Annotated in this window: 18 protein-coding genes; 8 read left to right on the forward strand and 10 right to left on the reverse strand. The window is 54.6% G+C overall.

Annotated elements, in window-relative coordinates; genetic code table 11:
• The 6 genes from lepA to rseD all read right to left on the reverse strand — a co-directional run bounded on the left by lepA (window position 1) and on the right by rseD (window position 4,749).
• On the reverse strand, window positions 1–1,800 hold the full coding sequence (gene lepA, locus ACMGG5_RS23680) for a translation elongation factor 4 (RefSeq protein ID WP_024908619.1): 1,800 nt from the start codon (window positions 1,798–1,800) through the stop codon (window positions 1–3).
• A 185-nt stretch (window positions 1,801–1,985) separates the two neighbouring features.
• Window positions 1,986–2,462 (reverse strand): SoxR-reducing system protein RseC, encoded by a 477-nt coding sequence (rseC, locus tag ACMGG5_RS23685; RefSeq protein WP_032653064.1) that lies wholly within the window; start codon window positions 2,460–2,462, stop codon window positions 1,986–1,988.
• A complete protein-coding gene (rseB, locus tag ACMGG5_RS23690; protein WP_023308851.1) occupies window positions 2,459–3,412 on the reverse strand; it encodes a sigma-E factor regulatory protein RseB in 954 nt (317 codons plus the stop codon). The genes rseC and rseB overlap by 4 nt, the downstream gene beginning before the upstream one ends.
• On the reverse strand, window positions 3,412–4,062 hold the full coding sequence (gene rseA, locus ACMGG5_RS23695; RefSeq protein WP_008502186.1) for an anti-sigma-E factor RseA: 651 nt from the start codon (window positions 4,060–4,062) through the stop codon (window positions 3,412–3,414). The genes rseB and rseA overlap by 1 nt, the downstream gene beginning before the upstream one ends.
• Before the next feature lie 31 nt (window positions 4,063–4,093).
• Window positions 4,094–4,669, reverse strand: coding sequence for an RNA polymerase sigma factor RpoE (gene rpoE / locus ACMGG5_RS23700; RefSeq protein WP_006176728.1), 576 nt, complete (start codon window positions 4,667–4,669; stop codon window positions 4,094–4,096).
• Window positions 4,666–4,749 carry a rpoE leader peptide RseD gene (gene rseD, locus ACMGG5_RS23705; RefSeq protein WP_223605340.1) on the reverse strand — a complete coding sequence of 28 codons (84 nt, stop codon included), beginning with the start codon at window positions 4,747–4,749 and terminating at the stop codon, window positions 4,666–4,668. Before rseD ends, rpoE begins: the two co-directional genes overlap by 4 nt.
• 343 nt (window positions 4,750–5,092) lie before the next feature.
• Between rseD and nadB the strand changes: the two genes are divergently transcribed.
• Window positions 5,093–6,712 carry an L-aspartate oxidase gene (gene nadB / locus ACMGG5_RS23710; protein WP_248273249.1) on the forward strand — a complete coding sequence of 540 codons (1,620 nt, stop codon included), beginning with the start codon at window positions 5,093–5,095 and terminating at the stop codon, window positions 6,710–6,712.
• Here the strand turns inward: nadB and trmN are convergent.
• Window positions 6,697–7,434, reverse strand: a complete 738-nt coding sequence (gene trmN, locus ACMGG5_RS23715) for a tRNA(1)(Val) (adenine(37)-N(6))-methyltransferase TrmN (protein WP_023344703.1) — start codon at window positions 7,432–7,434, stop codon at window positions 6,697–6,699. The two genes, nadB and trmN, sit on opposite strands and share 16 nt — an antisense overlap.
• Before the next feature lie 132 nt (window positions 7,435–7,566).
• Here trmN and srmB point away from each other — a divergent pair, with 132 nt between their 5' ends.
• Window positions 7,567–8,895 (forward strand): ATP-dependent RNA helicase SrmB, encoded by a 1,329-nt coding sequence (gene srmB, locus ACMGG5_RS23720; protein ID WP_023344704.1) that lies wholly within the window; start codon window positions 7,567–7,569, stop codon window positions 8,893–8,895.
• Between the two features lie 49 nt (window positions 8,896–8,944).
• Here srmB and grcA read toward each other — a convergent pair whose 3' ends face one another.
• Window positions 8,945–9,328 (reverse strand): autonomous glycyl radical cofactor GrcA, encoded by a 384-nt coding sequence (gene grcA, locus ACMGG5_RS23725; protein WP_008502190.1) that lies wholly within the window; start codon window positions 9,326–9,328, stop codon window positions 8,945–8,947.
• 313 nt (window positions 9,329–9,641) lie between these two features.
• Between grcA and ung the strand changes: the two genes are divergently transcribed.
• Window positions 9,642–10,331, forward strand: coding sequence for a uracil-DNA glycosylase (gene ung, locus ACMGG5_RS23730; protein ID WP_420278593.1), 690 nt, complete (start codon window positions 9,642–9,644; stop codon window positions 10,329–10,331).
• A 40-nt stretch (window positions 10,332–10,371) separates the two neighbouring features.
• On the opposite strand, the gene ACMGG5_RS23735 is transcribed toward ung, so the two are convergent.
• The gene (locus ACMGG5_RS23735) at window positions 10,372–11,502 is read right to left on the reverse strand and encodes a tRNA/rRNA methyltransferase (protein WP_032648656.1); all 1,131 of its coding nucleotides are present in this window, start codon (window positions 11,500–11,502) and stop codon (window positions 10,372–10,374) included.
• Between the two features lie 204 nt (window positions 11,503–11,706).
• Here ACMGG5_RS23735 and trxC point away from each other — a divergent pair, with 204 nt between their 5' ends.
• The 5 genes from trxC to ACMGG5_RS23760 all read left to right on the forward strand — a co-directional run bounded on the left by trxC (window position 11,707) and on the right by ACMGG5_RS23760 (window position 17,428).
• Entirely contained in the window at window positions 11,707–12,126 is a 420-nt protein-coding gene (gene trxC, locus ACMGG5_RS23740; protein WP_024908614.1) for a thioredoxin TrxC, read from the forward strand.
• 69 nt (window positions 12,127–12,195) lie between these two features.
• A complete protein-coding gene (locus ACMGG5_RS23745) occupies window positions 12,196–12,894 on the forward strand; it encodes a tRNA-uridine aminocarboxypropyltransferase (protein WP_048991376.1) in 699 nt (232 codons plus the stop codon).
• A gap of 35 nt (window positions 12,895–12,929) precedes the next feature.
• Complete coding sequence (locus ACMGG5_RS23750; RefSeq protein WP_420278594.1) at window positions 12,930–15,593, forward strand: bifunctional acetate--CoA ligase family protein/GNAT family N-acetyltransferase; 2,664 nt, start codon at window positions 12,930–12,932, stop codon at window positions 15,591–15,593.
• A 110-nt stretch (window positions 15,594–15,703) separates the two neighbouring features.
• The gene (pssA, locus tag ACMGG5_RS23755; RefSeq protein WP_023333068.1) at window positions 15,704–17,059 is read left to right on the forward strand and encodes a CDP-diacylglycerol--serine O-phosphatidyltransferase; all 1,356 of its coding nucleotides are present in this window, start codon (window positions 15,704–15,706) and stop codon (window positions 17,057–17,059) included.
• A 45-nt stretch (window positions 17,060–17,104) separates the two neighbouring features.
• On the forward strand, window positions 17,105–17,428 hold the full coding sequence (locus ACMGG5_RS23760; RefSeq protein WP_024908611.1) for a YfiM family lipoprotein: 324 nt from the start codon (window positions 17,105–17,107) through the stop codon (window positions 17,426–17,428).
• Here the strand turns inward: ACMGG5_RS23760 and ACMGG5_RS23765 are convergent.
• A complete protein-coding gene (locus ACMGG5_RS23765; protein ID WP_024908610.1) occupies window positions 17,425–18,720 on the reverse strand; it encodes an MFS transporter in 1,296 nt (431 codons plus the stop codon). The genes ACMGG5_RS23760 and ACMGG5_RS23765 overlap by 4 nt on opposite strands.
• Window positions 18,721–18,925 lie beyond the last annotated feature (205 nt).

Consider the following 18,925-nt stretch of genomic DNA (forward strand, 5'->3'; position numbering starts at 1 on the left):
TTATTTGCCGTCTTTACCAACATGAAGGATGGCAAGGAATGCTTCCTGCGGCAGCTCGACGTTACCGACCTGCTTCATACGCTTCTTACCTTCTTTCTGCTTCTGCAGCAGCTTTTTCTTACGGCTGACGTCGCCGCCATAGCACTTCGCCAGAACGTTTTTACGCAGCTGTTTCACGGTGGAACGCGCGATAATATGGTTGCCAATGGCCGCCTGAATCGCGATATCGAACTGCTGACGCGGGATCAGATCTTTCATCTTCTCAACCAGCTCGCGGCCACGGTACGGCGCATTGTCGTTGTGGGTGATCAGCGCCAGCGCATCCACACGCTCGCCGTTGATCAGCACGTCCACACGCACCATGTTGGAGGCCTGGAAGCGTTTGAAGTTGTAATCCAGCGACGCATAGCCACGGGAGGTGGACTTCAGACGATCGAAGAAGTCGAGTACCACTTCCGCCATCGGGATCTCATAGGTCAGCGCCACCTGGTTACCGTGGTAAACCATGTTGGTCTGCACGCCACGCTTCTCAATACACAGCGTAATAACGTTACCCAGGAATTCCTGCGGCAGCAGCATGTGACACTCTGCAATAGGCTCACGCAGTTCCTGAATGTTGTTCAGCGGCGGCAGCTTGGACGGGCTATCGACGTAGATCACTTCTTTCGAGGTGGTTTCAACTTCATAGACTACGGTCGGTGCCGTGGTGATCAGGTCCAGATCGTATTCACGCTCCAGACGCTCCTGAATGATCTCCATGTGCAGCAGACCGAGGAAGCCACAGCGGAAGCCGAAGCCCAGCGCCGTTGAGCTTTCTGGCTCGTAGAACAGGGACGCATCGTTCAGGCTCAGTTTACCGAGCGCATCACGGAAGTTTTCGTAGTCGTCAGAGCTAACCGGGAACAGACCCGCGTAAACCTGCGGTTTTACCTTTTTAAAGCCTGGCAGCGCTTTATCTGCCGGGTTACGCGCACCGGTCAGGGTATCGCCCACCGGCGCACCGAGGATGTCTTTGATGGCGCATACCAGCCAGCCTACCTCGCCGCATGTCAGCTCGGTACGGTCAACCTGTTTTGGCGTGAAGATGCCCAGACGGTCGGCATTGTAGACCTGTCCGGTACTCATGACCTTGATTTTGTCGCCTTTACGCATGGTGCCGTTTTTAATACGCACCAGGGAGACAACGCCCAGATAGTTATCGAACCAGGAGTCGATAATCAGCGCCTGCAGCGGAGCATCCGGATCGCCTTCCGGGGCCGGAATGTCACGCACCAGGCGTTCCAGCACGTCGGTCACGCCCACACCGGTTTTCGCGGAGCAGCGCACGGCATCGGTCGCGTCAATGCCGACAATATCTTCAATCTCTTCCGCAACGCGCTCAGGATCGGCGGCTGGCAGGTCGATTTTGTTCAGAACCGGCACAACTTCGAGATCCATTTCCATCGCGGTGTAGCAGTTTGCAAGGGTCTGGGCTTCTACGCCCTGCCCGGCATCCACTACCAGCAGCGCGCCTTCACAGGCCGCGAGCGAACGTGAAACCTCATAGGAGAAGTCAACGTGGCCTGGGGTGTCGATAAAGTTCAGTTGATAGGTTTCACCATCAGCCGCTTTATAATCAAGCGTAACGCTCTGCGCTTTGATGGTGATACCGCGTTCGCGTTCCAGGTCCATGGAGTCCAGAACCTGGGCTTCCATTTCACGATCAGACAGGCCACCGCAAATCTGGATAATACGGTCAGACAGCGTCGACTTACCGTGGTCAATGTGAGCAATGATCGAAAAGTTACGTATGTTCTTCATATAGTTAAATAATTATGCCTTACGAATTCCTGGAGGCCGCTGTTCTTAGCCTGACGTTTTTCAGTGCGAAAACGCAGCATTCTACACTACATCCTCGCTACCTGGAAATGCACTTAGAGGCAGCTATAGCGTGAAGAAAGGACGTTTTCTGTTTTGGAACGTAAAAAATGATAAAGCCCGATGGATCACCGGGCCTCAGAAGAGAGCGTTTCAACACGAAGCTGGTCTGGCGCCAGCCCAACGCTGAGAATGACAGGCTGCCACTCCTCGCGTGCGGCGAGCGTCGGGGAGAGGCCTTTGGCGAGCCAGAATCCCCCCAGACCACCTAATGCGGCACCGCACATGGCGGCTCCGTCGGTGCCAAACAGCATCTGGAAAACGCCGCCCATGATAAACAGCCCGATCAGCGGAGAGAGATAGACCAGCATGGCGGAGCTGAGCAGACTGCCTTCCGCGATGCCCAGTTCAACCTTCTGCCCGGCCATCAGCGGCTGTTCACTTGGCACAGAAATCGTGTGCGATGTTTGCGGCCCGAGCTTATTCAGCACGCGGCTACCGCAGCCGGCCCGGGATGCACAGCTATTACATGAAGCTTTTACATCGCAGCTCACCAGCGCAATGCCGTTCTGCCACGAGACAACCGTCGCCCACTCTTTGATCATTGTGCGGCCCTGAATTTAATGCTGTCGGAAATGCGCTTCGCCGTTTGCGGAGGGAGTTCTCCCACAATGGTGATCTCCGCGTTATCGCGTACCGTTGTACTCACCGTACGGCGCCCGGTACGCAGCATTTGTTCGGCGCTGTTTGCCGTTGCGCGATTGATATTCACCGAGAAACTGAACAAACCATCGGAATAGAGGCGCGATTCCACTGGCGTTTCAATCGTTGGCAGCTGACGACGGCTGCTGGACACTTCGCTAAACCCTTGCGGGATCCAGGCAGGTACCCAGTTGAAATTAACGGAGTCTCCTGCCGGAACAGAAAGCAGCGGCGGCAGGCTGGCCTTAGCCAGGTTCTGCATGCTGTTACCAACCTGATTGTTCACGCTGAAGGAGATAACGCGGAACTGTTCCAGCGTTTCACCGTCGCGGTCGAGGAGGTCAACACGCATGGGGAGTTTGGTTTCCGCGTCGATCCAGACAATATAGCTGTAACGCGTTCCGTCCCGGGCAACAACCCGAATCACCTCGCACAGTCTGTCCGCGATACGGGTACGCCCTACCGAAATAAAATCGTAGTAAGGGGCAAGCCGTTTGAAATCGGTGTAAATGAGTGACGGCAGAGAATCAACGATATAATCGCCATTCAGCGTGAAAGGTTCCAGGCCTGGCTCGAAATAGCTGATTTCATTACCACGCTGGACAACTTCCCGACGCGGGCCATCCATCTGTAAAAGCTGGGCGAGCGGCTGGTTATCAAGACGGGCATGACGATAGCGTAACGACTCGACGCCCTGCTTATTGATGCTGATAAATGCCAACTCGTAATTGAGTGACTGGCTGGCCAGATTCATTTGCTGCAACAACGCCCCGGATGATACATCAGCCGAGGCGTTGGCAGAGAAGAACAGGCTACCCGCCATCAGAGACATGGCGAACCAAAGTTGCTTCATTACTGCGATTGCGTTCCTAAAGTTTGGTTTCCGGGCACCTGCACAGCAGCTTGCTGTGTCTGGGCCTGCTCAAACTGAAGCTGTTCAGAGTGCAGGCGACGCTGCAACTCGTAATCCTGCAACATCGCATTAATGCGACGGCGCTGCTCCTGAACCTGCTGCTGCTGACCGCCGCTGGCGGAAGCATCAGCCGGTACGCCCAGGCTTACCGGGCTGGCTTTGCCCATCATCGGCAGTGTGTTAAACACTGGCGCTTCTGGCTGCTGATTAGTTTCAGACTGAGTATTATAGTGCTGGACGCCAACGATAACTGCAAGCGATACGCATGCAGCCACACCCATTTGGGTAAGCTGGCTGGCCCACGGACGCACCTTTTGCCAGAACGGCATTTTCTGCCACTGGTGAGGTGCGGGTTGAGCTTCAGGAATCAGCGGAGTGGTCTGATGAACAGGCTCATTCTCAATCGCCGCCATGACGCGGGCTGAGATATCGAAATGGAGAACCTCGCCGGTGTCACCGCGAAGGGTGTCACGGATGAGATGGTAACTCTCCCAGGTCTCTTGCATTTCGGGAGAATGAGACAGCTCGTTGAGCAGCTCACTATCAACCGTTTCACCATCCATTAAAGCGGAAAGTTTTTCTTTCTGCATGCCTAATACCTTTTCCAGTATCCCGCTATCGTCAACGCCTGATAAGCGGTTGAACTTTATTATCAATAGCTTCTCGCGCACGGAAAATTCGTGAACGTACCGTGCCGACCGGACAATCCATGATAGCGGCTATCTCTTCATAGCTCAGACCATCAAGCTCCCGTAACGTAATTGCCATGCGTAAATCTTCCGGGAGCGACTCGATCGTGCGAAAAACGATTTGTCTCAGTTCTTCTGACAACATTAAGTTCTCAGGGTTCGAAATTTCTTTCAATGCGCCGCCACTTTCGAAGTTTTCGGCGTCGATTGCGTCCACATCACTTGAAGGCGGACGACGGCCCTGAGCGACCAGATAATTCTTTGCCGTATTGACCGCAATACGGTACAGCCAGGTATAAAAAGCACTATCTCCCCGGAACGAATCCAGCGCGCGATAGGCCTTAATAAAAGACTCTTGCACCACATCAGGCACATCGCCTGACGGTACATAGCGGGAAACCAGGCTCGCCACCTTATGCTGGTAGCGCACCACCAGTAAGTTAAAGGCTTTCTGATCTCCCTTCTGGACCCGTTCAACCAGGACCTGGTCCGTTAACTGCTCGCTCATCCGAGGTAATGTCTCCCCAAACCTAAATTCCACGCGTTATCGAAACGCCACTCTAAAAATACCGCACTTTGAGCAAGCACCGAATTAGAGTGTCTGATCTTCAATAAGTTCCGTAACGCCTTTGTTTTTGTTCATCGCGCCGCAGACTGTTCATTTTCTCTCATTATAAGTCTGTTCACGATACGCACCACTTTCTGACAAGAAACATCTTTTTCCCGCCAGAAGAGTAACGCAACACAGGCTTTATTTCATCACAAAATCTGACGCTAACGATCTGCTTCGCAAAATAATTTCACTCATTTACCCTCCGTTTACCTCTGCTTACGCGTTTAGCCATTGCAACAGCCTATAAAAAAAACGTGCGATAAATCGCATTCGAGTGCTATTCTGACCCAACACTGTTTAGTAAATTAAACAACAATCATGAACACAACACCTGAACTCCATTGTGATGTACTGATCATCGGCAGCGGCGCTGCCGGTCTCTCTCTGGCGCTGCGCCTGGCCGAGCATCAAAACGTTATCGTTCTGAGTAAAGGACCGATAAGTGAAGGTTCCACGTTTTATGCCCAGGGTGGCATTGCCGCCGTGTTTGATGAGACAGACAGCATTGCTTCCCACGTCGACGATACGCTGATTGCCGGGGCCGGGATCGTGGATGCGCATGCCGCAGAGTTTGTCGCCAGCAATGCCCGCCACTGCGTGCAGTGGCTCATCGACCAGGGCGTATTGTTCGATACGCAGGTTCAACCCAACGGTGAAGAGAGCTACCACCTGACGCGCGAAGGCGGCCATAGCCACCGCCGCATCCTGCACGCAGCGGATGCCACCGGTAAAGAAGTGGAAACGACGCTGGTCAGTAAAGCGCTGAACCATCCTAATATTCGGGTGCTCGAGCGAAGTAACGCCGTTGATCTGATTATCTCAGACAAGATTGGCCTGCCGGGCACGCGTCGCGTCGTGGGCGCCTGGGTCTGGAACCGCAATAAAGAGAAGGTGGAAACCTGCCAGGCGAAGGCCGTGGTGCTGGCCACGGGCGGCGCCTCTAAAGTGTATCAGTACACCACGAACCCGGACATTGCCTCCGGTGACGGTATCGCGATGGCCTGGCGCGCCGGCTGCCGGGTGGCGAACCTCGAGTTTAATCAGTTTCACCCAACCGCCCTGTTCCACCCTCAGGCGCGCAACTTCCTGCTGACGGAAGCCCTGCGCGGTGAAGGTGCTTATCTGAAACGCCCTGACGGCTCCCGCTTTATGCCGGACTTTGACGCCCGGGGTGAACTGGCCCCGCGCGATATCGTTGCCCGCGCCATCGATCATGAAATGAAGCGTCTTGGCGTGGACTGCATGTATCTTGATATCAGCCATAAGCCAGCAGCATTCATTCGTCAGCATTTCCCGATGATCTACGAAAAGCTGCTCAATCTTGGCATTGATTTAACGCGCGATCCGGTGCCGATTGTGCCAGCGGCCCACTATACCTGCGGTGGGGTCATGGTTGACGATCATGGGCGTACCGATGTGGATGGTCTGTATGCTATCGGTGAGGTCAGCTATACCGGGCTACACGGCGCGAACCGTATGGCCTCTAACTCACTGCTTGAGTGCCTGGTGTACGGCTGGTCAGCAGCGGAAGACATCGCGAAGCGCATGCCTTATGCCCGTGAAACAGAGCATCTGCCTGCCTGGGATGAAAGCCGGGTGGATAACCCGGACGAGCTGGTCGTGATCCAGCACAACTGGCATGAGCTACGGTTGTTTATGTGGGACTACGTGGGGATTGTGCGTACCACGAAACGCCTGGAGCGCGCCTTGCGCCGCATCACCATGCTGCAGCAGGAAATTGATGAGTATTATGCCAATTTCCGCGTATCCAATAACCTGCTGGAGCTGCGCAATCTGGTGCAGGTTGCCGAGCTGATCGTTCGCTGCGCGATGATGCGTAAAGAGAGCCGTGGACTGCACTATACGCTGGACTACCCGGATCAGCTTGCTGAATCCGGCCCCTCGATCCTCGCCCCTCAGGTTTACATAAACAGATAAAACGCCTGGGTCAGAGCAGTGTAATCTTCGGAATAACGCTGGTCTGGCCCACGGATCACCATTCGGTCATTAAAGCATTCACCCTCTTTTGGCGAGAGCGCCAGCAGCACGCGGTGCGGCAGTCGTCCTTCCGTATCCGAAATATCGGTACGCAGACGTAACGTCCAGCCGATCTCCTGCGCGATACCGATGAACGTGTTGCCGGTACTCTCAGGCAGGACCACGCAGAAAAAACCTTCTTCGGAGATGAGTTCCGCCGCACTGGTGAGCAGCGCTTTATGATCGAGGGAGCCGGTATAACGCGCCTGTTCACGCTCGGGTGTCCCGCACTCAACGCCGGGCTCGTAGTAGGGAGGGTTACTGACGATCAGATCGTAACGCGCGGTTTGTTCAGGTGCCCAGGCCAGCACATCTGCGCATTCCACCTTCATTCGGGCTGCCCAGGGAGATTCGGCCATATTGTCACTCGCCTGCTCTGCGGCCTGAGCATCCAGTTCGACGGCATCGATGGTGACATGTTCTTCCGTACGCTGCGCCAGCATCAACGCCACCAGCCCGCTGCCGGTACCGATATCAAGAATACGCTTAACACCTGCGACAGGCGCCCACGCTCCCAGTAAAATACCGTCTGTACCGACCTTCATGGCACAGCGATCGTGAGCGACAAAAAATTGTTTAAACGTAAAACCATCGCGGCGCAGCTGCGCTTTGAGTTGAGACATGTCAGGGCAACCTTCTAAGTGAAACTGGAGTAGCATAGGGGAAAGCGAAGTGGCCGAAAAGCGATATCCATACAAACAGATGAAGATTACAGCCGTAACGTCTATAATCAGCGCCCCACACAGAGGTAGAACATGACTGTAACGACTTTTTCCGAACTTGAACTCGATGAAAGCCTGCTCAATGCACTTGAGAGCAAAGGCTTTACACGCCCGACCGCCATTCAGGCAGCGGCCATTCCGCCTGCGCTTGAGGGCCGCGATGTGCTCGGTTCTGCGCCAACCGGCACGGGGAAGACAGCAGCCTATTTGCTGCCTGTGTTGCAGCATCTGCTCGACTTTCCACGTAAAAAATCTGGCCCGCCGCGTATTTTAATCCTGACGCCTACGCGCGAACTGGCCATGCAGGTTGCCGATCACGCGCGTGAACTTGCGGCAAATACCCATCTGGATATCGCCACCATTACCGGCGGCGTTGCGTATATGAACCACGCCGAAGTGTTCAGCGAAAACCAGGACATCGTCGTTGCGACGACGGGCCGCCTGCTGCAGTACATTAAAGAAGAGAACTTCGACTGCCGCGCGGTTGAAACGCTGATCCTCGACGAAGCCGACCGCATGCTGGACATGGGCTTCGCACAGGATATCGAGCACATTGCCGGGGAAACACGCTGGCGTAACCAGACGATGCTGTTCTCTGCCACCCTCGAAGGGGAAGCGATCAAAGACTTCGCAGAGCGTCTGCTGGAAGATCCGGTGGAAGTCTCAGCGACGCCGTCCACCCGTGAGCGTAAGAAGATCCACCAGTGGTACTACCGCGCGGACAACCTCGAGCACAAGGTCGAATTGCTGAAACACCTGCTGAAGCAGGAAGATGCGCTGCGCACAATCGTATTTGTGCGTAAGCGCGAGCGCGTGCACGAGCTGGCTGAAATGCTGCGTAACGCCGGGATCAACAACTGCTATCTTGAAGGCGAGATGGCGCAGATCAAGCGTACCGAAGGCATTAAGCGCCTGACCGATGGCCGCGTTAACGTGCTGGTTGCCACAGACGTTGCCGCTCGCGGGATCGACATCCCGGACGTCAGCCACGTCATTAACTTCGATATGCCGCGCAGCGGCGATACCTATCTGCACCGTATTGGCCGTACCGGCCGCGCGGGCCGCAAAGGGATTGCTATCTCACTGGTTGAAGCACATGACTACCTGCTGCTGCAGAAAATTGGCCGCTATGTTGACGAGCCGCTGAAAGCGCGCGTTATTGACGGCTTGCGCCCAACCACACGTGCGCCGAGTGAAAAAATGACGGGTAAACCGTCCAAGAAAGCGCTCGCGAAACGTGCTGAGAGAAAAGAGAAAGAAAAAGAGAAACCGCGCGTGAAGCAGCGCCACCGCGATACCAAAAATATTGGTAAGCGCCGTAAGCCAAGCTCTGCCGCACCAGAGACGAAAACTGAAGAGTAAAAAAAGCCGGGGAAATCCCCGGCTTTTTTATTCCCCCCTGCTGAAGCCGTTACAGGCTTTCAGTAAAGGTACGGGCGATAACGTCGCGCTGCTGTTCTGGAGTCAGTGAGTTAAAGCGAACCGCATAGCCGGACACGCGGATAGTCAGCTGTGGGTATTTTTCAGGGTGCTCAACCGCGTCCATCAGCGTTTCGCGGCGTAGTACGTTTACGTTCAGGTGCTGACCACCTTCGACGCGCACTTCCGGTTTCACTTCCATTGGAATTTCACGGTACTCGATTTCGCCCAGTTTGCTCACCGGCACGATTTCATCTTCAGCAAAACCCGCTTTCGCAACGACACAGCGCGCTTCGTTTTTCTCGCTGTCCAGCAGCCAGAAAGAATTGAGCAGATCGTCATTTGCAGCTTTAGTAATCTGGATACCTGTAATCATGTGTTGCCTCCCTAGGCTACATTAACTGATGTCGGCCTCTCGCGGCCAATTGGTAAAACCATTGTTTCTTGTGTGTATATATATCATTCACACTCCGGTGATTTATTGATTTAAATCAACAAAAATACCAACCACATAAAGAGTGTGGTTTGAATTTATTGTTTTAGATCAATTTCACAACCTTACCAATTCAACTTGTACTGCATCTTTTCAAAATAAATTTAGCCACTTAGCGCACATTTCAGCGTGTAATTTTGCTCACCGGGGTTAAACAGGTAAGCTAGTCACAGATTGAGATTCGCAGGAGAGCGAGATGACAACACCTTTAACCTGGCATGACGTGCTGGCAGAAGAAAAGCAGCAGCCTTATTTTGTCAATACGCTCAGCACCGTTGCCGCTGAGCGTCAGTCCGGACAGACGATTTACCCGCCGCAGAAAGATGTGTTCAACGCCTTTCGCTACACCGAACTGAGCGATGTGAAAGTGGTCATTCTGGGTCAGGATCCCTATCACGGCCCGGGTCAGGCGCATGGGCTGGCGTTTTCCGTCCGTCCGGGCGTGGCTATCCCCCCTTCTCTACTCAACATGTATAAAGAGCTTGAGGGAACCGTGCCCGGTTTTACCCGGCCAAACCACGGCTACCTGGAAAGCTGGGCGCGTCAGGGCGTGCTGTTACTGAATACGGTGCTTACCGTACGGGCGGGCCAGGCGCACTCGCACGCCAGCCTTGGGTGGGAGACCTTTACCGATAAAGTCATCAGCCTTATCAACGAGCATCGTGAAGGGGTTGTGTTTTTACTCTGGGGATCGCATGCGCAGAAGAAAGGGGCGATTATTGACCGTCAGCGTCATCACGTGTTGAAAGCACCGCACCCGTCACCGCTGTCTGCACATCGCGGTTTCTTTGGCAGTAATCATTTTGTTCTGGCGAATGAATGGCTGGAAAAACGTGGCGAAACGCCGATTGACTGGATGCCTGTGTTACCGGCAGAGAGCGAGTAGGATTTGAATGTGCCGGGTTAGACCCGGCACACTAAGAGGCTTATGCCTTGTTCTGACGCCACCACTCGGCCAGCAGCACGCCGGTCGCAACGGATACGTTCAGACTTTCCACGTTGCCTGTTCCGTCGATAGAGACGCTCAGATCCGCACTCGAGAGCGCCGCGTCAGACAGACCATCACGTTCCTGACCTAATACCAGCACCATTTTACGCGGCAGCGTCGCTTTAAACAGCGGCGTACCGGCATGGCTCGAGGTAGTCACGATGGAATAGCCCGCTTTACGGAACTGCTCAAGGGCATCCAGAACGCTGTCGCCGGTGATCGGCTGTACGTGCTCGGCTCCGCCTTCCGCAGTACGGATCGCGGCGCCGGACTCCAGCAGCGCGGCATCCTGCAACAGCACGCCTTTCACGCCAAAGTGCGCGCAGCTGCGCATCATTGCGCCCAGGTTGTGCGGGTTACCCACATCTTCCAGCGCCAGCACGCAGTCATCGGCATCCGCCTGGCTGACCCACTGCTGCACGGTCGTGCCGTTACGTTTTTTGATCAGGAAGCAGACGCCACCGTGGTGTTCAGTACCGGAGGCTTTGGTCAGCTCGGCATCATCCACGACGTGGTAGGCTTTACGGTTCGCGGCCATCCAGCGCAGTGCTTCTTTAAAGCGCGGAGTCACGCTCTGGATGAACCAGGCGCGGACGATACACTCAGGACGGCTCTGGAACAGCGCCTGGCAAGCATTCTCACCGTACACGCGGGTCTCTTCCGCACGCTGACGGCGCAGCACTTCCGGATCGATAAAGCTTTTACCGCTGATACCGCCGTGATCGGCTTTTTCCGGCGTCTCATCGCCAGGGGCGCGAGAAACGGTGCGCCACGGGGAGCCGTTATCGCGTGAGAAGTCATCACGCGGACGATCGTCGCGTGGACGGTCACTACGTGGGCGGTCGGAACGCGGACGGTCATCGCGTTTGCGATCGTCACGTTTGCGGTCATCACCGCGGGAATTTCTGTCATCGCGGGCGGGGCGACGGCCACCGTCTGCACGAGAAGACGCCGGACGCCCGCCACCTTTTCCGGTACGCGGATTTTGGGTGCGTTTATCAGAGTCATCATCACTGCGGACATACATCACTTTGACCTTGCCGCTTTTGTTTTTCATTTCGTCGTTCATGCTTTTCTCCACCAGCGCTGCGCGAAGCGCGCAGATTACCCGATGTGCCAGCGCATAGCCATAATTTCGTACAAAAGCCTGTGACTATTGTTCTCATTGAATAAAACGCATTGTTGTTTCAAACAGGCTCATTGATAATATGTAACATATTAGAAACATTATCGGCGTTCTGCCGCTGTCCCACGGCTCTATCAGAGGTTAGTTATGAATACCGTATGTGCCAACTGTCAGGCTCTTAACCGCATTCCGGACGATCGGATGGAAGATGGTGCGAAATGCGGACGTTGTGGCCATGAATTATTTGATGGCGAGGTCATTAATGCGACGGGTGCTACGCTGGACAAACTCCTCAAGGACGATCTTCCTGTCGTGATCGATTTCTGGGCGCCATGGTGCGGCCCATGCCGTAGCTTCGCGCCGATCTTCGAAGACGTGGCCGAAGAGCGCAGCGGAAAAATACGCTTCGTGAAGGTCAATACCGAAGCCGAACCCGAACTGAGCGCCCGTTTTCGTATTCGCAGCATCCCGACCATCATGATTTTCAAAAATGGTGAAGTGATCGATATGCTTAACGGTGCGGTTCCAAAAGCACCTTTTGAAAGCTGGTTAAACGAGTCGCTGTAACATTCACGGGGCACATCTTGTGCCCCGCTCCCACCTCTGCGAAAATAGTGTTTTTCCTGCATTTCGCCCATGACTGATAACGCTGTTCTTCAATTACGCGCCGAACGCCTTGCGCGCGCTACCCGACCGTTCCTCGCCCGAGGCAACCGTATTCGCCGCTGTCAGCGCTGTCTGCTGCCGCTGAAGGTTTGTCTGTGCGAGACGCTGGTCCCGAGTACGGCGGAGAGTCGTTTTTGTCTGGTCATGTTCGATACCGAGCCGATGAAACCCAGCAATACGGGGCGTCTTATCGCCGATATTCTGCCGGATACCGCCGCGTTTCAGTGGTCCCGTACGGAGCCGCCTCAGGCCCTGCTCGATTTAGTGGCAAGCAAGGACTATCAGCCGATGGTCGTTTTCCCTGCGTCATACGCAGGTGCGGATCGCCAGGTGCTTTCAGTGCCGCCATCCGGCAAACCACCGCTGTTTATTATGCTGGACGGCACCTGGACTGAAGCGCGAAAAATGTTTCGCAAAAGCCCGTATCTCGACGCACTGCCGGTGATTTCTGTCGATCTTTCCCGCGTCTCCGCCTACCGCCTGCGTGAAGCGCATGCTGACGGGCAATACTGCACCGCTGAAGTAGCCATTGCGCTTCTGGATTTAGCGGGAGATACCGCTGCGGCTGGGGCTCTTGGTAACCATTTCTCATGCTTCCGGGAGCGCTATCTGGCGGGAAAAACAGTTCATAAGGGCAGCGTCACAGCAGCCGAGACGGAAAGCGTTTAAAATCATCAGGTCGCTTGCATTCACAGGAGGCCTGCATGAGCCAGCGAGGGTTAGAAGCGCTACTTCGTCCTAAATCCATTGCCGTCATTGGCGCATCAATGAAACCGGATCGTGCTGGCTATCTGATGATGCGTAACCTGCTGGCCGGGGGGTTTAATGGCCCCGTTATGCCCGTCACGCCGGCGTATAAGGCGGTTCAGGGAGTGCTTGCATGGCCTGATGTACAGAGCCTGCCTTTCGTGCCGGATCTTGCCGTACTCTGTACAAACGCGAAGCGTAATCCGGAACTGCTGGAATCGCTCGGCAAGAAAGGCTGTAAAACCTGCATTATTCTCTCGTCCCCCCCTGAACAGAAAGCGGAGCTTCTGGCCTGCGCCAGCCGCTATCAAATGCGTATTCTTGGGCCAAACAGTCTGGGCCTGCTCGCCCCCTGGCAGGGGCTGAACGCCAGTTTCTCTCCGGTTCCGATCCGCAAAGGCAAACTCGCGTTTATCTCGCAGTCGGCTGCGGTATCGAACACCATCCTTGACTGGGCGCAGCAGCGTGAAATGGGATTCTCCTACTTCATTGCCCTTGGCGACAGTCTGGACATCGACGTTGATGAGCTCCTGGATTTTCTGGCGCGCGACGGTAAAACCAGTGCGATCCTGCTTTATCTTGAGCACCTCAGCGACGCGCGTCGTTTTGTCTCGGCTTCGCGAAGCGCGTCGCGCAATAAGCCGATCCTGGTGATCAAAAGCGGACGTAGCCCTGCGGCACAGCGTCTGCTGCATTCGCATTCCGGCATGGATCCCGCCTGGGACGCCGCCATCCAGCGCGCGGGGTTGCTGCGGGTACAGGATACGCACGAGCTTTTTTCCGCCGTTGAGACCTTAAGCCATATGCGCCCGTTGCGCGGCGAGAAGTTAATGATTGTCAGTAACGGTGCAGCCCCTGCGGCACTCGCCCTGGATGAGCTGTGGCGGCGCTTCGGCAAGCTGGCAACGCTGAGTGAAGAGACGCTGCAGCGCCTGAAAGACGCGCTTCCGACCAGCGTGACGCCCGGTAATCCGCTTGATTTACGCGATGACGCCAGCAGCGAGCGCTATATCAAGGCAATTTCCATTTTGCTGGATAGCCAGGATTTCGATGCGCTGATGATTATCCACTCCCCCAGCGCGGTCGCGCCGGGCAGCGAAAGCGCGCGCGCGCTCATTGACGCCGTGCACAACCATCCGCGAGGCAAATATGTCACCCTGCTGACCAACTGGTGCGGCGAGTTTTCTTCGCAGGAGGCCCGGCGCTTGTTCAGCGAGGCCGGGCTGCCAACCTACCGCACGCCGGAAGGCACCATCACCGCCTTTATGCATATGGTGGAATATCGCCGCAACCAGAAACAGCTGCGTGAGACGCCGGCTTTGCCCGGGAATCTGACGGCGAACACCGTCGACGTTCACCGGCTGTTGCAGCAAGCCATTGAAGAAGGCGCGACGTCGCTGGATACGCATGAGGTCCAGCCCATTCTGGGCAGCTACGGGATGCAAACCCTGCCGACCTGGATCGCCAGCGACAGCGCTGAGGCCGTGCATATTGCCGAGCAAATTGGCTATCCGGTTGCCCTGAAGCTGCGCTCTCCGGATATCCCGCATAAGTCTGATGTTCAGGGGGTGATGTTATACCTGCGAACGGCGACTGAGGTGCAGCAGGCCGCCGATGCCATTTTCGATCGGGTCAAAATGGCCTGGCCGCAGGCAAGGATCCACGGATTGCTGGTGCAAAGCATGGCCAACCGCGCAGGCGCTCAGGAATTACGGGTGGTGGTCGAACACGATCCCGTCTTTGGCCCGCTCATCATGCTGGGAGAAGGTGGCGTTGAGTGGCGTCCGGAGGAGCAGGCCGTGGTCGCTTTACCGCCGCTGAACATGAACCTGGCGCGTTATCAGATCATCCAGGCAATTAAAAGTAAAAAGATCCGTGGCCGGAGTGCGCTGCGTCCGCTTGATATTGCCGGGTTAAGTCAGTTCCTGGTGCAGGTGTCTAACCTGATTGTGGATTGTGCCGAGATCCAGCGGCTGGATATTCATCCGCTGCTCGCCTCCGGCAATGAGTTTACGGCGCTGGACGTAACCCTGGATATCGCGCCCTTCGAAGGAGACAGAGAGAGCCGTCTGGCGATCCGCCCGTATCCCCTGCAGCTGGAGGAGTGGGTTGAGATGAAGAATGGGGAACGCGCCTTGTTCCGCCCTATCCTGCCGGAAGATGAGCCCCAGCTGCGGGCTTTTATCTCTCAGGTCACGAAAGAGGATCTTTATTATCGCTATTTTAGCGAAATCAACGAATTTACCCACGATGATTTAGCCAATATGACCCAGATCGACTACGATCGAGAAATGGCGTTTGTTGCCGTTCGCCGCTCCGAAAAGGGAGATGAGATCCTCGGCGTCACGCGTGCTATTTCTGACCCGGATAACGTCGATGCGGAGTTTGCGGTGCTGGTGCGCTCCGATCTTAAAGGCCTGGGTCTGGGAAGACGGCTGCTGGAAAAACTCATCAGTTATACGCGAGATCACGGATTATTACGCCTCAATGGCATTACTATGCCTAACAATCGCGGTATGGTGACCCTGGCGCGAAAACTTGGGTTTGACGTTGATATTCAGCTGGACGAAGGTATTGTGGCTTTGTCCCTCAGTCTGACATCAGCAAACAAACGCGAGTAAGCTACTGGAAATGTTACCCACTTTGGACGGGACTGGTGGTATCATTGTCCGCTTATGTTGTTTGCATGGTACAGACAACCCTTCAATGAACAGAGAAGAAACGCACTGTGATGTTGTCAAAATTTAAGCGTAATAAACATCAACAACACCTTGCTCAACTACCGAAGATTTCTCAGTCAGTTGATGATGTAGAGTTCTTTTACGCTCCCGCTCATTTTCGGGAGACGCTTCTGGAAAAGATTGCCAGCGCCACGCGACGCATTTGCATTGTGGCGCTTTATCTTGAACAGGATGAAGGCGGGCGCGCGATCCTGAACGCGCTCTATGAAGCCAAACGTCAGCGGCCGGAACTTGATGTTCGCGTGCTGGTCGACTGGCATCGCGCTCAGCGTGGCCGTATTGGCGCTGCCGCGTCAAACACCAATGCCGACTGGTATTGCCGCACGGCGCAGGAAAATCCTGGCGTTGATGTGCCTGTTTATGGCGTCCCGGTGAATACCCGTGAAGCACTCGGCGTTCTTCATTTTAAGGGGTTCATCATTGATGACAGCGTGCTTTACAGCGGCGCAAGTCTGAATGATGTTTACCTTCATCAGCTCGATAAATATCGCTACGACCGCTACCATCTGATCCGTAATCCGCAGATGGCCGATATCATGTTCAACTGGGTTGATAAAAATCTGGTCCATGGCCGCGGCGTTAATCGCCTTGACGATCCCGAGCGCCCTAAAAGCCCGGAAATCAAAAATGATGTTCGCGCCTTCCGCCAGGAGCTGCGTGATGCGGTCTATCATTTCCAGGGTGATGCGAACAACGAAGAGTTATCCGTTACCCCGCTGGTCGGGCTCGGCAAATCAAGCCTGCTGAACAAAACGATTTTCCATCTGATGCCGTGCGCGGAGCAGAAACTCACCATCTGTACGCCGTACTTCAACCTTCCTGCCGTGCTGGTGCGTAATATCATTCAGCTGCTACGCGACGGTAAAAAAGTGGAAATCATCGTGGGTGATAAAACGGCAAACGACTTCTTCATTCCTGAAGATCAGCCGTTCAAAATCATCGGTGCGCTGCCTTATCTCTATGAGATTAACCTGCGCCGTTTCCTGAGCCGTTTACAGTATTACGTCAACACTGACCAGCTGGTTGTGCGTCTCTGGAAAGACGAAGATAACACTTACCATCTGAAAGGAATGTGGGTCGACGATGAGTGGATGCTGCTGACCGGTAACAACCTGAACCCACGCGCGTGGCGACTGGATCTGGAAAACGCTATCCTGATCCATGACCCGCAGCATGAGTTAGCCGCAAAACGTGAGCGTGAGCTGGAGCTGATTCGCACCCACACGACAGTGGTTAATCATTACCGAGAACTGCAGAGCATTGCCGATTACCCGGTGAAAGTCCGCAAGCTTATCCGCCGCTTACGTCGTATCCGTATCGACCGACTTATCAGCCGTATTCTGTAATATCCAGGCCCTGCCACCCGCAGGGCTTTTTTATGGGGCCCGTTGATGCGTATTCCTCTGTTACTGAGCGTCTTCTTCCTGAGTGGCTGTAGCCATATGGCCAACGATAACTGGTCCGGACAGGATAAAGCACAGCATTTCCTCGCTTCTGCGATGTTGTCCGCAGCTGGTAATGAATATGCGCAGCATCAGGGATACAGCCGGGATCGTAGCGCGGCGATAGGGCTGATGTTCTCAGTGGGTCTTGGGGCATCAAAAGAACTGTGGGATAGCCGCCCCGCAGGGAGCGGCTGGAGCTGGAAAGATTTCGCATGGGATGTCGCCGGCGCAACGACCGGCTATGCCGTGTGGCAGATGGCACGCTATTAAAGTCGAATACCTTTCCCTTTCCGATGCAGCATCAGGGAAACAACAAAGGCCAGTGCACCCATTATCGTTACGTACCAGAAGAATGTCGTTTCACTTCCCCATGATTTAAGCGACAACGCAACGTACTCCGCCGATCCGCCAAATAGCGCATTAGCCACCGCATAAGAGAGCCCTACCCCTAAAGCACGTACCTGCGCCGGGAACATTTCAGCTTTCAGTATCCCGCTGATAGAGGTATAGAAACTGACAATCACCATCGCCAGCATCACCAGTGCAAACGCGGCATAGGGCGAAGTCACATGCTGAAGGGCAGACAGAATAGGTACGGTACATAATGCCGACAGCCCGCCAAAAATCAGCATCGACGTACGTCGACCGATTTTATCTGAGAGCGCACCGATAACGGGTTGTATGAGCATAAAGACAAACAGCGCAACGGTCATGACTACGCTGGCGACATTTGCGTGCATGCCGGTAGTGTTCACCAGGTACTTCTGCATATAGGTGGTGAACGTGTAGAAACTGAGAGAGCCGCCCGCCGTAAAGCCAAGCACCATAAGGAAAGCTTTGCGGTTACGCCATAACCCTTTGAATGTTCCCGCCTCCTTCAGCATCCTGACCTCTTTCTGAGAGGTTTCATCTAGCTGACGGCGTAGCCAAAGTGCAACGACCGCCAGTACAGCGCCCATCGCGAAAGGAATTCGCCATCCCCATGCATGAAGCTGTTCGTCCGTCAGAATCTGCTGCAGGATCACCACCACAAGAATGGCCAGCAGCTGACCACCAATCAGCGTGACGTACTGGAATGAGGCGTAAAAACCTTTACGGCCCTCGAGGGCAATCTCGCTCATGTAGGTCGCACTGGTACCGTATTCACCACCCACCGATAATCCCTGGAACAAGCGGGCCAGTAAAAGTAGCGCCGGTGCCCAGGTGCCAATTGATTCATATCCCGGTAAGCAGGCGATCACCAGCGAGCCAAAGCACATCATACAGACCGAGATCAGCATTGAAGCCTTACGCCCGCGACGATCCGCAATGCGACCGAACAGCCAGCCCCCGATGGGGCGCATTAAAAACCCTGCGGCAAAAACCCCCGCCGTTTGCAGCAGTTGCGTTGTGGTGTTGCCGGATGGGAAGAAAATATGTGCGAAGTAGAGTGAACAGAATGAGTAGACGTAAAAGTCGAACCATTCAACCAGATTCCCTGAAGAGGCGCTGATGATTGCCCATACCCTTCTTCGGGTATCACTGTGAGCCAGCGTCCCGTTTGATGTCATGCTTTCTGTCATTGTGATTATGCTCCTGCCATAAACTGCGGCGTATTGAGCCAGAAGACTCAACAACCTCGTAAATGAAATGTTATAATTTTGTTATAAATCACATTGAGACAGAGATCACACATTCCATTAGCAGGATAAGGGATTAGGAGAAAGGCCAGAGAGGGAAAGCACAAAGCAAAAAACCCCGCACCTTACGGTACGGGGTTTTTCTTAA

Source organism: Enterobacter sp. BNK-34 (assembly GCF_048684445.1).
Lineage (GTDB): Bacteria > Pseudomonadota > Gammaproteobacteria > Enterobacterales > Enterobacteriaceae > Enterobacter > Enterobacter pseudoroggenkampii.

Excerpts from the sequence above, each read along its gene's own strand:
- lepA (WP_024908619.1), bottom strand. The coding sequence starts at position 1,800 with ATGAAGAACATACGTAACTTTTCGATCATTGCTCACATTGACCACGGT.
- rseC (WP_032653064.1), bottom strand. The coding sequence starts at position 2,462 with ATGATCAAAGAGTGGGCGACGGTTGTCTCGTGGCAGAACGGCATTGCG.
- rseB (WP_023308851.1), bottom strand. The coding sequence starts at position 3,412 with ATGAAGCAACTTTGGTTCGCCATGTCTCTGATGGCGGGTAGCCTGTTC.
- rseA (WP_008502186.1), bottom strand. The coding sequence starts at position 4,062 with ATGCAGAAAGAAAAACTTTCCGCTTTAATGGATGGTGAAACGGTTGAT.
- rpoE (WP_006176728.1), bottom strand. The coding sequence starts at position 4,669 with ATGAGCGAGCAGTTAACGGACCAGGTCCTGGTTGAACGGGTCCAGAAG.
- nadB (WP_248273249.1), top strand. The coding sequence starts at position 5,093 with ATGAACACAACACCTGAACTCCATTGTGATGTACTGATCATCGGCAGC.
- trmN (WP_023344703.1), bottom strand. The coding sequence starts at position 7,434 with ATGTCTCAACTCAAAGCGCAGCTGCGCCGCGATGGTTTTACGTTTAAA.
- srmB (WP_023344704.1), top strand. The coding sequence starts at position 7,567 with ATGACTGTAACGACTTTTTCCGAACTTGAACTCGATGAAAGCCTGCTC.
- grcA (WP_008502190.1), bottom strand. The coding sequence starts at position 9,328 with ATGATTACAGGTATCCAGATTACTAAAGCTGCAAATGACGATCTGCTC.
- ung (WP_420278593.1), top strand. The coding sequence starts at position 9,642 with ATGACAACACCTTTAACCTGGCATGACGTGCTGGCAGAAGAAAAGCAG.
- ACMGG5_RS23735 (WP_032648656.1), bottom strand. The coding sequence starts at position 11,502 with ATGAACGACGAAATGAAAAACAAAAGCGGCAAGGTCAAAGTGATGTAT.
- trxC (WP_024908614.1), top strand. The coding sequence starts at position 11,707 with ATGAATACCGTATGTGCCAACTGTCAGGCTCTTAACCGCATTCCGGAC.
- ACMGG5_RS23745 (WP_048991376.1), top strand. The coding sequence starts at position 12,196 with ATGACTGATAACGCTGTTCTTCAATTACGCGCCGAACGCCTTGCGCGC.
- ACMGG5_RS23750 (WP_420278594.1), top strand. The coding sequence starts at position 12,930 with ATGAGCCAGCGAGGGTTAGAAGCGCTACTTCGTCCTAAATCCATTGCC.
- pssA (WP_023333068.1), top strand. The coding sequence starts at position 15,704 with ATGTTGTCAAAATTTAAGCGTAATAAACATCAACAACACCTTGCTCAA.
- ACMGG5_RS23760 (WP_024908611.1), top strand. The coding sequence starts at position 17,105 with ATGCGTATTCCTCTGTTACTGAGCGTCTTCTTCCTGAGTGGCTGTAGC.
- ACMGG5_RS23765 (WP_024908610.1), bottom strand. The coding sequence starts at position 18,720 with ATGACAGAAAGCATGACATCAAACGGGACGCTGGCTCACAGTGATACC.